The organism is Brenneria alni, assembly GCF_003666245.1.
Taxonomy (GTDB): domain Bacteria; phylum Pseudomonadota; class Gammaproteobacteria; order Enterobacterales; family Enterobacteriaceae; genus Brenneria; species Brenneria alni.
In genome coordinates this window covers 15,549-30,908 of sequence record NZ_MJLZ01000032.1, presented here as the reverse complement: position 1 = coordinate 30,908, position 15,360 = coordinate 15,549, and the positions used below count along the sequence as shown (strand labels likewise).

The window sequence follows — 15,360 nt, the reverse complement described above, 5'->3', positions numbered from 1 at the left end:
CCCATTGTCGGGGGGAAGGCCTGGGAATATCCTAATTACGGTACAGCACTTTAATCAGGTGATAGCCGAACTGGGTTTTCACCGGCCCAAAGGGTTTCAGCAACTCACAGGAAAAGACCGCTTTATCAAAGGCGGGTACCATGTCGCCTTTACGGAACTCGCCTAAATCGCCGCCATTACGCTTTGACGGGCAGGTTGAGTGTTGCTGCGCCAATTTCTGGAAATCTGCGCCTTGCTCCAACTGAGCCAGAATGTCGTTGGCCTGTTGCTCGGTATCCACCAGAATATGAAGTGCTGCTGCGGTATTCGCCATGTCGTTACCTTTTATGATAGAGATTCCTGTACGCAATGTAACACCTGTAACGCAGGATGTGGACTGCGGCGTGCTTTCCTGAAGTAAAAATCCCCGATCAGGATCGTGGAGGCTTTCTGCTACAATCGCCTCTTGTTTTATGAGTGAGCCATGCCGTTATGCGTTTAAATCCCAGCCAACAACATGCTGTCGAATTTGTTACTGGCCCCTGTCTGGTACTGGCAGGGGCAGGCTCAGGTAAGACTCGCGTCATTACCAATAAAATTGCTTATCTGATTCGACAGTGTGGTTATCAGCCCCGGCACATTGCTGCTGTGACCTTTACCAACAAAGCGGCGCGGGAGATGAAGGAACGTGTATCGCAAACGCTGGGGCGTAAAGAAACCCGCAGATTGACGATCGCCACATTCCATACGCTGGGGCTGGAGATCATTAAACGGGAATATGCCGCGCTGGGAATGAAAGCCAATTTTTCTCTGTTCGACGATCAGGATCAAATGGCTTTGTTGAAAGAGCTAACCGAGCAATGGCTGGAAAATGACAAAACGCTGTTGCAGCAGTTAACGTCAACGATCTCTGGCTGGAAAAATGATCTTATCGATCCCGCCGGTGCGGCAGCGGCGGCACGATCCGAGCGTGACAAACTGTTTGTTCATTGTTATGCGCTGTACCACGATCATCTTCGTGCCTGTAATGTGCTCGATTTCGACGATCTCATTCTGCTGCCTACTCTGTTATTAAAACATAACGATGAGGTACGCGAACGTTGGCAGAATCGCTTGCGCTATCTGCTGGTGGACGAATATCAGGACACCAATACCAGCCAGTATGAACTGGTTAAATTACTGGTGGGAAACCGTGCCCGCTTTACGGTGGTGGGGGATGACGATCAATCTATTTATTCCTGGCGGGGCGCACGTCCGCAGAATTTAATGCTGTTACAGCAGGACTTTCCGAAATTGGAAGTTATCAAGCTGGAGCAAAACTATCGTTCCTCCGGGCGTATTCTGAAAGCCGCCAATATTCTGATCGCCAATAACCCGCATGTCTTTGAAAAACGGCTTTTTTCAGAACTGGGCTATGGTGATGAGCTAAAAATTATCACGGCAAACAATGAAGACCATGAAGCCGAACGCGTGGTTGGCGAACTGATTGCCCACCATTTTATTAAAAAAACTCAGTATGGTGACTATGCCATTTTGTATCGTGGTAATCATCAGTCCCGTCTGTTTGAAAAAATGCTGATGCAAAACCGTATCCCTTATCGGATTTCTGGCGGCACCTCATTTTTCTCACGCCCTGAAATTAAGGATCTGTTGGCCTATCTGCGGGTATTAACTAATCAGGACGATGACAGCGCCTTTTTGCGCATCGTCAATACCCCCAGGCGAGAGATTGGCCCTGCGACACTGAAAAAACTGGGCGAATGGGCGAATCAACGCAATAAAAGCCTGTTCAGCGCCAGCTTTGATCTGGGGCTGGGCCAGTCCCTGACCGGGCGAGGTCTGGAGTCGCTGCAACGCTTTACTCAATGGATGACGGAGGTTGCCCGTTTGGCTGAACATGAACCGGTGGCGGCGGTGCGTGACCTTATCCGCGGGCTGGATTACGAAAGCTGGCTATACGAAACCTCACCCAGCCCAAAAGCCGCCGAAATGCGGATGAAAAACGTCAATCAGCTTTTTAGCTGGATGACGGAAATGCTGGAAGGATCGGACCTGGATGAGCCAATGACGCTGACCCAGGTGGTCACGCGTTTTACCCTGCGGGATATGATGGAACGGGGTGAAAATGAAGAAGAGCTGGATCAGGTGCAGTTAATGACATTACATGCTTCGAAAGGGCTGGAATTTCCCTACGTTTTTTTGGTGGGCATGGAAGAAGGGCTGTTGCCGCACCAGAGCAGCATTGATGAGGATAATGTCGATGAAGAGCGCCGTCTGGCGTATGTCGGCATTACCCGTGCCCAGCGCGAGCTTACGTTTACCCTGTGCAGGGAACGGCGTCAGTTCGGCGAACTGGTTCGTCCTGAACCGAGTCGGTTCCTGCTCGAATTACCGCAGGATGACTTGATCTGGGAGACCGAGCGTAAAGTCGTCAATGCGCAGGAGCGAATGCAGAAAGGACAAAGTCATCTGGCGAATATTCGTGCGCAACTGGCCAAGGCTAAAGATATCAGCAAGTAATTACCCAGGGCGGGGAGACCGCCCTGAACAGCGTTATGGATTGATTGCCATACCGTCGATGCTTACATTTTCCGTTGAGGTAAAATTCCACGGTGTTTCACTGCCTCGCAACTGGCTAAACACGATGCGATCGAACTGACTGTCGCGTAAGTCGCTGATCGCCACAGGTGGAACGTTATCCAATTTAACGTTATCGAAACGGATTTTACTGTGCCAGGCGTTTTTGGCGCTGTCTCCTTTGATTTCAATGGACGGCGCGTTGCCAGTTGTGCCCTGTACCGTGACATTCTTTATCAAGAAATCATGGAACTGGGCGGGCGTGTTTGACGGTGGATAATCGATTTTAGCATTGGGATCGGAGTAGTTTAGCGTAATCACCACCGCCTGCTTGGCAATGTCCTTCATGGCGTTGTTCCGAAACAGGATGTTGCGGGCGCCTCCGCCAATATCGGTAGTGCTTTTCGCCCGTAAGCCGACATCGGTGAAGTACATGACGTTATTTTCTGCGACGATATTCTCAATCCAGGCACCGGTGTGGCTGCCTGTCACAATCGCGCCATGCCCCATACGGAAGTAGTTATTGAACAGCCAGGCACCGTTCATGGGTTCCTGTTGACGGGCTTCTTCGCCCGTCCCGGCGGCGAAGTTAATGCTGTCGTCGCCGGTGTCGAAAAAATTATTAAAAACCATGACGTTTTGGCTATTGCCGAATTCTATACCATCACCATTGTTGGCATCATAGGTTTGATGGATCAAACCGTTGGCGACCACGTTATGGTTTTCCAGATTCATGATGCCGTGAAATGCGGGGTTACGAACCGTGAAGTCGGCCAGGTAGACATTTTCCACCCCGCGTAAGGTGATCAGGCTGGAGCGTTGTTGTCCATAAGCGGTCTTGAGATCCATTCCGTTGGCTACGGCCTGCGCGACCTGATTTTTAGCCAGAATGCCGTCTTCATGTACCTTGCTGTTTTTACTGGCGATATATTGCGGCAACGCATTGCCTGATTCGTCTTTGATTTCACCTTGTCCGGCCCGCTGCCAGCCATTGCCGTCAATCATTCCTTTACCGACGATACGAATATTGCGAAACGTGCCGGGGTGTGAACTGTTGGCATCAATGGCATTAATTAACGATGCCGGGCGTTCGCTGGTGGAGTAAGGGTAGAGCCGATAACCAGCCGGATAGTCGGCGGGATTATCTGAACCCAGCAGAACAGCACCTTCTTTCAGGTTCAGCGTCATATCGCTTTTTAACCAAATCGCGCCGGTTTTATAGGTTCCTGCGGGAATATCGACCCGGCAACCGGGTTTACAGGCATCAATGGCCTGCTGAATGGCCATGGTGTTAAGCGTTTTACCATCTGGTCTTGCGCCAAACTCATCGATATCAATAATCTGAGAGAATGTGGCGGTTTTAGCGCTCACGCGGTTACTGTCGGCAGAAAGCGAGCCATCTGCATATACCGCTTTAACGGTGAAATGGTATAACGTGCCGGGTTGCAGTCTCTCAACCTTAAAATTGTGTATCACGATGTTATGATGAAAACCGGCGCTATCGTTGGCGTAAAACGCATTGATATACGGCTTGGCTGGTGAGTATTTATCGTTATTTTGACGGGCAAGTCCTAAGGACTGCCCATCCTGATAAACGTGATAATCAATGATATTGTTTGTGTTTTCTGGTGGTTCCCAAACCAGAACGACACTGTGATCGTCATAGGCAAGAGTGGGGACCTGTAAATTCTGTGGCGCGGATAGCGGATCTGCTGCGAAAAGGGTAATGGGCGCAGCCATCAGGCTTAACATCACTGCAAACATACAGATATGGTAACGGATAGGAGATCGCATATTATTATCCTTAATGTCTTAGATGATATCTATTTTATAATGGGAACGATTTTTTATAAAAATACATCCATCGTTTCTTTTTTAATTGGAAGGGGATCACGGAATAACGGATGATCTTGAAAAGGGAGGGGAAATGCGGGCAGAGAGGATACTGCCCGGCGAGCATTAAAGACTATTTTCTTCCAGAGTCAGCGGCCAATGGACATAGCTTTGCCAGCGGCTCTCCTGTTCCAATGTTTCTGCCCGTAACGGATGCTGCGCCATCCAGCCCACAGGCAGAATCACGTTTAAGCTATCACCATTAGCCCGCAGGCGCACGGCGGGGAGCGTGTCGTCACGGCGGCGGCTGGCAAAAATAATCGCCAGACGCAGTAACCGGCATAAGCGCTGGGTCTGTATCACCGGCAGCGCGTTTTGCTGGTTGAGCAGCACCAGGTCGACTGGGTTGCTCTGGTTTTGCAGCAAGGTGGCTAACAGTTTCTTTTGGGCGGGGGTAAAGCCGGGGAGATCGCTATTGCGGATCAGATATGCCGCATGTTGAGGTGACTGGCGAAAATCGATACTCAGACCAATTTCATGCACCAGACAGGTATTTTGCAGGAGTTCACGACATCGGTTGTCCAACTGCCAGTCTCGGGCAACCTGCTGTAAAAAATTATCGGCCAGCGAACTTACCCGCTCGGCCTGTTCAATATCCAGCAGGTAACGGCGTTGCAGATTATGCAGCGTCCGGTGGCGAATGTCCCGTTCAATAGGCAAATGCAGCATTCCATACACTAAACCTTCGCGCAGTGCGCCACCGGCCAGCGTCATGGTTGTAATGCCGAGTTCCTGAAAAATCGCCAGCAGAATAGCAAGTCCACTGGGGAAAACCAGCGCCCGCTCCAGGGTCAGACCTTCAATTTCAAGCTCTTCCAACTTACTGCACTGAATTGCATGTTGTTTTAACTGCTGGAGTTTCGCCAGGGTAATATATTCATCCATGCCCTGAGCGACCATGATCTCCTGTAACGCCTGTACGGTGCCGGATGCCCCCACACAGATTTGCCACCCTTGTTCACGTAAGGTTGCGGCAACTGGCCGCAACATCTCGCGGGCGGCCTGTTCAGCCCGATCAAAATTACCGGCTTCCAGATTACGATCGCTGAAATAGCGCTCCAGCCAGGTTACGCACCCCATAGGCAAGCTGAATAACTGTGTGGCTTGTGCGCCGATACCGGTAGCCAGTTCGGTACTGCCCCCGCCAATATCGACCACCAGACGTTTTTCCGGGCCACCGGTGGTATGGGCAACGCCTTGATAGATAAGCCGGGCTTCTTCTTCACCGCTGATAACCTGAACCGGTAAGCCCAGTATCTGTTGGGCCTGCTGCAGAAATTCGTCAGCATTGGTGGCCAACCGCAAGGTTGCGGTTGCAACAACGCGCACCTGTTCACGGGGGATATCCTGCAACCGTTCTGAAAAAAGTTGCAGGCATTGCCAGCCTCGTTGCATCGCATCCAGCGATAACCGGTTTTGCTTATCCAGCCCTGCCGCAAGTCGGACTTTCCGCTTTATTCTTGCCAGTGTCTGAATGCTACCTGCGGTTTTCCTGACCACCAACATATGAAAACTGTTGGAGCCGAGATCGATGGCTGCATAAAGTGAAGAAGAGCTTGGCATTAGCGATCAACTCGGTCGTTTACGATTATTACGGGGCGCCCCGCTACGACGCTGCGAATTATGTCGGCGCGGGCCGTTACTCGAACGCGGAGGACGCGTTAAACGTTTCGGTGCCGGTAAATCGTTAAGCAAGGCATCACTGTTGTATTTACTGACCGGAATACCATGACCAATGTAGGTTTCAATGGCTGGCAGGTTCAGCGCATACTCTTCGCAGGCAAGGCTGATGGAGAAACCACTTTCGCCGGCACGGCCAGTTCGGCCAATACGGTGAACGTAATCTTCACAGTCATCCGGCAGATCGTAGTTGAATACATGGGTAACTAATGGGATATGCAGGCCGCGCGCCGCGACATCCGTCGCAACAAGAATGTCCAGATTACCATTAGTGAAATCATCCAGAATACGCAGCCGTTTTTTCTGCGCCACGTCACCGGTTAACAGACCAACACGATGACCATCGGCGGCTAAATGGCCCCAGATGTCTTCACAACGGTGTTTAGTGTTGGCGAAAATAATGCAGCGATCCGGCCACTCTTCCTCAATAAGTGTCTGCAACAGACGCATTTTTTCTTCATTAGACGGATAGAACAGTTCTTCTTTAATACGGTGGCCGGTTTTTTGGTTCGGTTCTACTTCCACGTATTCCGCATTATTCATTTGTTCAAACGCGAGTTCACGTACGCGGTAAGAAAGTGTGGCGGAAAAGAGCATATTCAGGCGCTGCGTCACGGGCGGCATTCGGCGGAACAGCCAGCGGATATCTTTTATAAAGCCAAGATCGTACATACGGTCGGCTTCATCCAGAATAACTACCTGGATCGCACCCAGGTTAATATGATTTTGTTTGGCATAGTCGATCAGGCGACCCGTAGTGCCAACCAGAATATCGACGCCGTTTTCCAGCACCTTGAGTTGTTTATCATAACCATCGCCGCCATAGGCAAGACCGAGTTTTAGTCCGGTCAGGCGGGAAAGGGCTTCTGCATCAGAGTGAATCTGCACGGCCAATTCACGGGTCGGCGCCATAATTAACGCACGTGGCTGATTGGTCTGACGCTCTGCATTGGCAGGGTGTGAAAGCAAATAATGGAAAGTAGACGCGAGAAAAGCCAGCGTCTTGCCGGTACCGGTTTGCGCCTGACCTGCTACATCACGCCCTGATAAAGCCAGCGGCAATGCTAACGCCTGGATCGGCGTACAGTTATGAAACCCTTTACTTTCAAGGGCTTCAATAACCTGCGGGTGCAGGGCGAAGTCGGAAAACTTCTGTTCAGTTAAGTGTGTTTTGCTCATAGTGTGGTAGAATATCAGCTAACTATTGCTTTACGAAAGCGTATCCAGTGAAATAAAGTCAACCTTGTTGTTGGTTAATGCTACACCAACAAGGCAGAGATAATACTGTGGAGTAAAACATGAGCGATAAAATAATTCACCTGACTGACGGCAGTTTCGATACGGAAGTATTGCAGGCTGAGGGAGTGACTCTGGTTGATTTCTGGGCTGAGTGGTGCGGTCCCTGTAAAATGATCGCTCCTATTCTGAATGAAATTGCCGAAGAGTTTGACGGTAAATTAACCGTTGCCAAGCTCAACATTGATGAAAACCCGGCGACGGCGCCGAAATACGGCATTCGCGGTATTCCTACTTTGTTATTGTTCAAGAATGGCGAAGTCGCGGCAACCAAAGTGGGCGCTCTGTCTAAAGGACAATTGAAAGAGTTCCTGACGGCCAATCTGTAAATCGCCGGGGGGTGGCAATCGGACAATGATCAATTCTCATATTGACTGCTTGCCGCCCGTCAGGAAGCATGCTAGATTCTTCAGCACTGCATATCGTACTTGCCTATGTTTAAGCTCGTGAGCTTAAGCCTGAAAGTTTGAATCTAAAGCAATACTCTGTGTCAAAATCGGAAAGTCATTGATTTACAAAAATGTTCGTTATCTGGTTTGGGCAATCTAATAGTTTTAAAATAATTGGTTTTATGTGTCTTCGATCTCTTGCCGTCGTTTTGTGCAGATTCTGCGCGTCTTACGTGTGAAACAAAACGCATACCCAGTGGTTGAAGGCCGTTATAAGAGGCACGGATGACCCTGCCATACCATTCACGTTAATAGTTCGAGATTTACCCCGAGTTTAAGAACCCACCATTATGAATCTTACCGAATTAAAGAATACGCCAGTTTCTGAGTTAATTACTCTTGGCGAAAATATGGGGCTGGAGAATCTGGCCCGTATGCGTAAACAGGATATTATCTTCGCTATCCTGAAGCAACATGCTAAAAGTGGCGAAGATATTTTCGGCGATGGTGTGCTGGAAATATTGCAGGATGGTTTCGGTTTTCTCCGTTCTGCTGATAGTTCCTATCTAGCCGGCCCCGATGATATCTACGTTTCTCCCAGCCAAATTCGCCGTTTTAACCTTCGTACCGGTGACACCATTTCCGGCAAGATTCGCCCGCCAAAAGAAGGTGAACGCTATTTTGCGCTACTGAAAGTTAACGAAGTTAACTACGATAAGCCCGAAAACGCCCGCAACAAAATCCTGTTTGAAAACCTGACGCCATTACATGCGAATTCGCGTCTGCGTATGGAACGTGGTAATGGTTCAACAGAAGATTTAACCGCCCGCGTACTGGATCTGGCATCACCGATTGGCCGTGGTCAGCGTGGCCTGATTGTTGCGCCGCCGAAAGCGGGTAAAACCATGCTGTTGCAGAACATTGCGCAAAGCATCGCATACAACCATCCTGACTGTGTATTGATGGTGCTGCTAATTGACGAACGTCCTGAAGAAGTGACCGAGATGCAGCGTCTGGTTAAAGGTGAAGTTATCGCTTCTACCTTTGATGAGCCTGCTTCCCGCCATGTTCAGGTTGCCGAGATGGTGATCGAAAAAGCGAAGCGTCTGGTTGAGCATAAAAAAGACGTCATCATTCTGCTGGACTCCATTACACGTCTGGCTCGTGCCTACAACACCGTTGTACCGGCGTCCGGTAAAGTGCTGACGGGGGGGGTGGATGCCAATGCCTTGCATCGTCCTAAACGTTTCTTTGGTGCGGCGCGTAATGTTGAAGAAGGCGGTAGTTTGACTATCATTGCAACAGCGTTAGTGGATACCGGCTCCAAGATGGATGAAGTCATTTACGAAGAGTTTAAAGGCACCGGCAACATGGAGCTGCACCTCGCACGTAAAATTGCTGAAAAACGTGTTTTCCCGGCTATCGACTACAATCGTTCCGGTACGCGTAAAGAAGAATTGCTTACCACTTCTGAAGAACTGCAAAAGATGTGGATCTTGCGTAAGATTATCCATCCAATGGGTGAGACTGACGCGATGGAGTTCCTGATTAATAAGTTGGCGATGACCAAAACCAACGATGAATTCTTCGATATGATGAAGCGTTCATAAATCACGGATGAACTCGGGGAACGCCACGCTGGGTCGTGGCGTTTTTTATTCTGTGTTTCTTGGTTACGCAACGCGTTAATCTTATAAACAGCGTTTCTTTTATGCTATGTCGTCTGTTGAAGCGGTGCGGCTGGTTATCCCCCGATGAGTCAGCGTATTTCAAGGCGGCCAATAAAATGAAGACGCAAACCGGGCATACATTGAACAGTGTTAGTAGTGTGAGACGCTGTGAACGGTGAACTTACTCACTATGAGTACCGAATTATTAATCATTTTTCTATTTTCTCTGTGTTTTCTGTTTTGTGCTCGCCAGGTGGCGAGAAAAACAGGGCTTGTTGATCGCCCCAATTACCGCAAACGTCATCAGGGACTGATCCCTCTTGTCGGCGGTATCTCCGTATACGCTGGGATCTGCTTTACTTTTCTTATTACCGATCAATACATCCCCAATTTCCGGCTTTACCTGTGCTGCGCCGGTGTGCTGGTGTTTGTCGGCGCGCTGGACGATCGCTTTGATATTAGTGTGAAAATCCGTGCAATCGTGCAAGCTTGCGTCGCTGTCATCATGATGGCGTTTGCTGGTCTCTCTTTACATAATCTCGGGTATATTTTCGGTCCGTGGCAAATGGCGCTGGGTCCGTTTGGCTATCTGGTGACGTTATTTGCCGTCTGGGCTGCCATCAACGCATTTAATATGGTTGATGGCATTGATGGGTTGCTGGGAGGATTGTCCTGCGTCTCTTTTGGCGCGATGGGCATAATGCTGTATCTGAGCGGTCATACCAATCTGGCACTGTGGTGTTTTGCCATGATCGCCGCCACCTTACCTTACATCCTGCTTAACCTTGGCGTTTTTGGTAAACGGTATAAAGTTTTTATGGGGGATGCGGGGAGCACCATGCTCGGTTTTACCGCGATCTGGATCCTGATTCAAACGACGCAGGGAGAGCAACATCCTATTAATCCAGTCACCGCGTTGTGGGTTATCGCTATCCCCCTGATTGATATGATTGCGATCATGTACCGCCGTTTGCGTAAAGGGATGAGCCCGTTTTCACCTGATCGCCAGCACATCCACCATTTGATAATGCGGGCGGGTTTTACTTCCCGTCAGGCTTTTGTGCTGATTACGTTGGCAGCCGCGTTTCTGGCTGCGATCGGCATATTAGGGGAACGTCTCTATTTTGTTCCTGAATGGGTTATGTTGGCATTATTTTTGCTTGCATTCTTGCTGTATGGCTACTGCCTTAAGCGTGCATGGCGAGTTGCTCGTTTCATTAAGCGAATCAAACGCCGTATGCGGCAAACCGATGAGCAAAAGCAGTCGTCTTGACCAAATAACATTGGGGAAGTAATGAAATCAGAGAACCTATCCACCGGGAATGCGTTGGTTGACAATGAGTTGGATATCCGTGGTTTATTCCGCACACTGTGGCGTGGGAAGCTCGGGATCCTGTCTATTGCTCTGCTGTTTAGCGTTATCGCGTTACTCTATTCTTACCTGGTAAAACAGGAGTGGAGTGCGACGGCGATTACCGATAAACCGACGGTAAACATGCTGGGAGGATACTATTCGCAGCAGCAGTTCCTGCGCAATCTGGATGCTAAATCCTTCTCCACGCCGCAGCCTGAGCAGCCTTCCATCTCTTCGGTTGCTTATGATGAATTCACCATGCAGTTAGCGGCTTACGATACCCGCCGCGATTTCTGGCTACAGACCGACTATTATAAGCAGCGTCAGGAAGGGGATGCCAAAGCCGATGCCGCCTTGCTTGACGATCTGGTGAATAATATTCAGTTTACGCCGCATGATGATGCCAAAAAGACCAATGACAGCGTGAAGCTGGTGGCTGAAACTTCTGCTGACGCCAATTCGTTGCTACGTCAGTATGTTACGTTTGCCAGCCAACATGCGGCCAGCCATCTGAACGAAGAGATTAACGGTGCATGGGCGGCCAGAACCATTTTTATGAAATCGCAGATTAAGCGACAGGAAGCGGTGGCGAAGGCAATTTACGAACGTGAGGTTCGCAGTGTCGAGCTGGCGCTGAAAATTGCTCAACAGCAAGGTATCAGCCGTAGCCAAACGGATACACCCGCAGATGAATTGCCGGCATCCGAAATGTTTTTACTGGGAAGGCCAATGCTACAGGCGCGTCTGGAGTCCTTACAGACCAGCGGGCCGCACTATGATATCGATTACGATCAGAACCGTGCGATGCTGGCTACCTTGAATGTAGGACCAACACTTGACGCCAATTTCCAAACCTACCGTTATTTGCGCACGCCGGAAGAACCGGTTAAGCGCGACAGTCCTCGCCGTGCTTTCCTGATGGTAATGTGGGGAGCCATCGGTGCTTTAGTGGGCGCGGGGGTTGCTTTGGTTCGCCGTCCACGCTAATCATTCAGTTGGTTAGCGTCCGATTCGCAGCACAATAGTCTGCGTCAAACCTGATTAAAGAGATTCACTGTGAAAGTGTTGACTGTTTTCGGCACCCGGCCGGAGGCCATTAAAATGGCTCCGCTGGTTAATGCGCTGGCTCAGGATGGAGCCTTTGAATCAAGAATTTGCGTGACAGCCCAGCATAGGGAGATGCTCGATCAGGTACTGCGCTTGTTCAGTATTACTCCTGACTATGACCTGAATATCATGCAGCCAGGCCAGGGACTCAGTGAAATATCCTGCCGGATCCTGCAAGGTCTTGAGCCGGTCATGGCGGAATTTAAGCCTGATCTGGTGCTGGTTCATGGTGATACCACCACCACATTGACGACCAGTCTGGCCGCTTTTTATCAGCGTATTCCAGTTGGGCATGTTGAAGCCGGGTTACGTACCGGAAATCTGTATTCCCCCTGGCCGGAAGAGGCTAACCGTAAGTTGACCGGACATCTGGCAATGTTCCATTTCGCGCCAACCGAAAATTCCCGCCAAAACCTGCTGGGTGAACACTTGTCAGACCGGCATATATTCGTCACTGGCAACACGGTGATAGATGCCTTGTTCTGGGTAAGAGATCGCATTATTAGCGACGAGGAACTGCGCCGCAGCCTGGATGAAAAGTATGCTTTTCTGGATGAAACCAAAAAACTGATTCTGGTTACCGGGCATCGGCGTGAAAGTTTTGGCGGCGGTTTTGAGCGCATATGCAGCGCGCTGGCGGATATCGCCCGGCGGCATCCTGAAACACAGATAGTTTATCCCGTCCATCTTAACCCTAACGTCAGCGAACCGGTGAACCGCATTCTGAGCGGTATCGACAATGTGATGCTTATCGCGCCGCAGGATTACCTGCCCTTTGTTTATCTGATGAATCGTTCTTATATGATCCTGACGGATTCCGGCGGCATTCAGGAAGAGGCCCCGTCGTTAGGCAAGCCTGTATTGGTCATGCGTGATACCACTGAGCGGCCCGAGGCAGTCGAAGCCGGTACGGTCAGGCTGGTGGGGACGGATGTGGTGAAAATTGTTGATGCCGTCTCTCAACTTCTGACGGATGAAAATGAATATCAGGCTATGAGCCGGGCACATAACCCTTATGGTGACGGCCACGCCTGCCAACGAATTGTTGATGCGATCAAGAATTATCAGGTGACGCTATGAGTTTTGACACAATTTCTGTTATCGGACTGGGTTATATCGGTTTACCGACTGCCGCCGCTTTTGCTTCACGTAAAAAGAAAGTGATTGGCATTGATGTGAATAGACAGGCGGTCGAAACCATTAACCGGGGCGAAATTCACATTGTTGAGCCAGATTTAGATACGCTGGTCAACGCTGCGGTTAAGAACGGCTATTTACAGGCGCTGAGTAAGCCGGTAGAGGCTGATGCATTTTTGATTGCTGTCCCGACGCCCTTCAAAGGCGACCATGAGCCGGATATGGCCTATGTGCAGGCGGCGGCGGAGTCGATAGCGCCGGTGCTGAAGAAAGGCGATCTGGTTATTCTGGAGTCGACATCGCCGGTTGGCGCAACAGAGCAAATGGCGCAGTGGCTTGCTCAGGCGCGGGCAGATTTAACCTTCCCACAGCAGGTGGGAGAAGCCGCCGATATCAATATCGCGTACTGTCCGGAACGTGTGCTGCCGGGGCAGGTGGTAATTGAACTGATTAAAAACGATCGGGTGATCGGCGGGATGACGTCAGTGTGTTCAGCGCGTGCCAGCGAACTGTATAAGATCTTTCTTGAAGGTGAGTGTGTGGTTACTAACTCCCGAACCGCCGAAATGTGCAAGCTGACAGAAAACAGTTTTCGTGATGTAAACATCGCCTTTGCCAATGAACTGTCGCTGATTTGTGCTGAACAAAATATTAACGTATGGGAACTTATCCGATTGGCAAACCGCCATCCTCGCGTCAATATTCTGCAACCCGGTCCTGGCGTCGGCGGGCACTGTATTGCGGTTGATCCCTGGTTTATCGTGGCGCAGAACCCACAACAGGCACGACTGATCCACACCGCCAGGCTGGTGAATGATGGTAAACCGCTATGGGTTGTCGATCGGGTGAAAACCGCTGTGGCCGATTATCTGGTACAGACAGATAAACGCGCCAGTGAGGTAACGGTGGCCTGTTTTGGTCTGGCATTTAAGCCGGATATTGACGATCTGCGTGAAAGCCCGGCGGTAGACATCACGGGAATGATCGCGCAGTGGAATGCGGGCGCGACGCTGGCGGTAGAGCCTAATGTCAGGCAATTGCCAGCGGCATTGGTGGGGCAGGTTAAATTAGTTGATACAACTACTGCGCTGCAAGAGGCGGATGTATTGGTCATGCTGGTCGATCACCGTCAGTTCAAGGCAGTTAACCCCGATGATGTTAAACAAAACTGGATTATTGATACGAAAGGAGTATGGCGTTGAAACGTATTTTGATCACCGGTGGCGCCGGATTCATCGGTTCAGCTTTAGTCAGGCATATTCTAACTGCAACGCCGGATAGCGTGGTGGTGGTGGATAAACTCACCTATGCTGGCAACCTCTCTTCTCTGGCTCCGGTAGCGGACAGCCCCCGTTTTGCTTTTGAGCAGGTCGATATTTGCGATCGGGCGGCGTTGGACAGGGTATTCGCCGAATATCAGCCCGCCGTGGTGATGCATCTGGCAGCGGAAAGTCATGTCGATCGTTCAATAGACGGCCCGGCTGCGTTCATTGAAACCAACATAGTGGGTACTTACAATCTGCTGGAAGCCGCCCGCCATTACTGGCAAAGCATGGGGGCCGTTGAAAAAGAGGCGTTCCGTTTTCATCATATTTCCACGGATGAAGTGTTTGGCGATCTGCATGGCTCTGAGGATTTGTTCACCGAAACCACGTCCTATGCCCCCAGCAGCCCTTATTCGGCGTCGAAAGCCTCCAGCGATCACCTGGTGCGGGCCTGGTTGCGTACCTATGGACTGCCGACCATCATCACCAACTGTTCCAATAACTACGGCCCCTACCACTTCCCTGAAAAACTGATCCCGCTGGTGATCCTGAATGCGGTTGCGGGTAAACCGCTGCCGGTTTATGGCGATGGCGCGCAGATCCGTGACTGGCTGTTCGTCGAGGATCACGCCCGTGCGCTGCACAAAGTGGTGACCGAAGGCGAGGTAGGGGAAACCTACAACATCGGCGGCCATAACGAACGTAAAAATATCGAAGTGGTGCAGACAATCTGCGATTTGCTGGAAGAGCTGGCGCCGAACAAACCGGCGGGCGTGCGGCACTATCGTGATTTAATCACCTATGTCAAAGATCGTCCCGGCCATGATATGCGTTACGCCATTGATGCAGGAAAAATCGAACGCGAGCTTGGCTGGCGACCAGAGGAAACCTTTGAAAGCGGTATGAGAAAAACCGTGAGCTGGTATCTGAATCATGAAAAATGGTGGCGTAGCGTACAGGATGGCTCCTACACCGGCGAACGTTTAGGTCTGACTAACTAAGATTATCCGCAC

Annotated in this window: 12 protein-coding genes; 8 read left to right on the top strand and 4 right to left on the bottom strand. The window is 50.4% G+C overall.

All coding sequences use genetic code 11. From position 1 onward, the window contains the following. Positions 1–31 precede the first annotated feature (31 nt). Complete coding sequence (gene ppiC / locus BIY29_RS13935) at positions 32–313, bottom strand: peptidylprolyl isomerase PpiC (protein WP_121575707.1); 282 nt, start codon at positions 311–313, stop codon at positions 32–34. Positions 314–471: 158 nt separating this feature from the next. Between ppiC and rep the strand changes: the two genes are divergently transcribed. After that, positions 472–2,499, top strand: a complete 2,028-nt coding sequence (rep, locus tag BIY29_RS13930; RefSeq protein WP_121575706.1) for a DNA helicase Rep — start codon at positions 472–474, stop codon at positions 2,497–2,499. A 33-nt stretch (positions 2,500–2,532) separates the two neighbouring features. Here the strand turns inward: rep and BIY29_RS13925 are convergent, their stop codons facing one another. The 3 genes from BIY29_RS13925 to rhlB form a co-directional block, all read right to left on the bottom strand. Continuing rightward, positions 2,533–4,350, bottom strand: a complete 1,818-nt coding sequence (locus tag BIY29_RS13925) for a glycosyl hydrolase family 28 protein (protein ID WP_121575705.1) — start codon at positions 4,348–4,350, stop codon at positions 2,533–2,535. Positions 4,351–4,515: 165 nt separating this feature from the next. After that, complete coding sequence (gene ppx, locus BIY29_RS13920) at positions 4,516–6,012, bottom strand: exopolyphosphatase (RefSeq protein WP_121575704.1); 1,497 nt, start codon at positions 6,010–6,012, stop codon at positions 4,516–4,518. A 6-nt stretch (positions 6,013–6,018) separates the two neighbouring features. Beyond that, positions 6,019–7,308, bottom strand: a complete 1,290-nt coding sequence (rhlB, locus tag BIY29_RS13915; protein WP_121575703.1) for an ATP-dependent RNA helicase RhlB — start codon at positions 7,306–7,308, stop codon at positions 6,019–6,021. Positions 7,309–7,427: 119 nt separating this feature from the next. On the opposite strand from rhlB, the gene trxA reads away from it, so the two are divergent. The 7 genes from trxA to rffG all read left to right on the top strand — a co-directional run bounded on the left by trxA (position 7,428) and on the right by rffG (position 15,348). Next, positions 7,428–7,754 (top strand): thioredoxin TrxA, encoded by a 327-nt coding sequence (trxA, locus tag BIY29_RS13910; protein WP_009111024.1) that lies wholly within the window; start codon positions 7,428–7,430, stop codon positions 7,752–7,754. Positions 7,755–8,164: 410 nt separating this feature from the next. Continuing rightward, positions 8,165–9,424, top strand: coding sequence for a transcription termination factor Rho (gene rho, locus BIY29_RS13905; RefSeq protein ID WP_121575702.1), 1,260 nt, complete (start codon positions 8,165–8,167; stop codon positions 9,422–9,424). A 235-nt stretch (positions 9,425–9,659) separates the two neighbouring features. Beyond that, positions 9,660–10,757, top strand: a complete 1,098-nt coding sequence (gene wecA / locus BIY29_RS13900; protein ID WP_121575701.1) for a UDP-N-acetylglucosamine--undecaprenyl-phosphate N-acetylglucosaminephosphotransferase — start codon at positions 9,660–9,662, stop codon at positions 10,755–10,757. Positions 10,758–10,778: 21 nt separating this feature from the next. Next, positions 10,779–11,825, top strand: a complete 1,047-nt coding sequence (wzzE, locus tag BIY29_RS13895; protein ID WP_121575700.1) for an ECA polysaccharide chain length modulation protein — start codon at positions 10,779–10,781, stop codon at positions 11,823–11,825. A 69-nt stretch (positions 11,826–11,894) separates the two neighbouring features. Continuing rightward, the gene (gene wecB / locus BIY29_RS13890) at positions 11,895–13,025 is read left to right on the top strand and encodes a non-hydrolyzing UDP-N-acetylglucosamine 2-epimerase (RefSeq protein ID WP_121575699.1); all 1,131 of its coding nucleotides are present in this window, start codon (positions 11,895–11,897) and stop codon (positions 13,023–13,025) included. Next, entirely contained in the window at positions 13,022–14,284 is a 1,263-nt protein-coding gene (gene wecC, locus BIY29_RS13885; RefSeq protein ID WP_121575698.1) for a UDP-N-acetyl-D-mannosamine dehydrogenase, read from the top strand. Before wecB ends, wecC begins: the two co-directional genes overlap by 4 nt. Continuing rightward, positions 14,275–15,348 carry a dTDP-glucose 4,6-dehydratase gene (gene rffG / locus BIY29_RS13880; protein ID WP_205680347.1) on the top strand — a complete coding sequence of 358 codons (1,074 nt, stop codon included), beginning with the start codon at positions 14,275–14,277 and terminating at the stop codon, positions 15,346–15,348. Before wecC ends, rffG begins: the two co-directional genes overlap by 10 nt. The last annotated feature ends 12 nt before the right edge of the window (positions 15,349–15,360 follow it).

Bases quoted from the DNA above. Each gene is read 5' to 3' on its own strand.
- ppiC (WP_121575707.1), bottom strand. From the start codon at position 313: ATGGCGAATACCGCAGCAGCACTTCATATTCTGGTGGATACCGAGCAA.
- rep (WP_121575706.1), top strand. From the start codon at position 472: ATGCGTTTAAATCCCAGCCAACAACATGCTGTCGAATTTGTTACTGGC.
- BIY29_RS13925 (WP_121575705.1), bottom strand. From the start codon at position 4,350: ATGCGATCTCCTATCCGTTACCATATCTGTATGTTTGCAGTGATGTTA.
- ppx (WP_121575704.1), bottom strand. From the start codon at position 6,012: ATGCCAAGCTCTTCTTCACTTTATGCAGCCATCGATCTCGGCTCCAAC.
- rhlB (WP_121575703.1), bottom strand. From the start codon at position 7,308: ATGAGCAAAACACACTTAACTGAACAGAAGTTTTCCGACTTCGCCCTG.
- trxA (WP_009111024.1), top strand. From the start codon at position 7,428: ATGAGCGATAAAATAATTCACCTGACTGACGGCAGTTTCGATACGGAA.
- rho (WP_121575702.1), top strand. From the start codon at position 8,165: ATGAATCTTACCGAATTAAAGAATACGCCAGTTTCTGAGTTAATTACT.
- wzzE (WP_121575700.1), top strand. From the start codon at position 10,779: ATGAAATCAGAGAACCTATCCACCGGGAATGCGTTGGTTGACAATGAG.
- wecC (WP_121575698.1), top strand. From the start codon at position 13,022: ATGAGTTTTGACACAATTTCTGTTATCGGACTGGGTTATATCGGTTTA.
- rffG (WP_205680347.1), top strand. From the start codon at position 14,275: ATGGCGTTGAAACGTATTTTGATCACCGGTGGCGCCGGATTCATCGGT.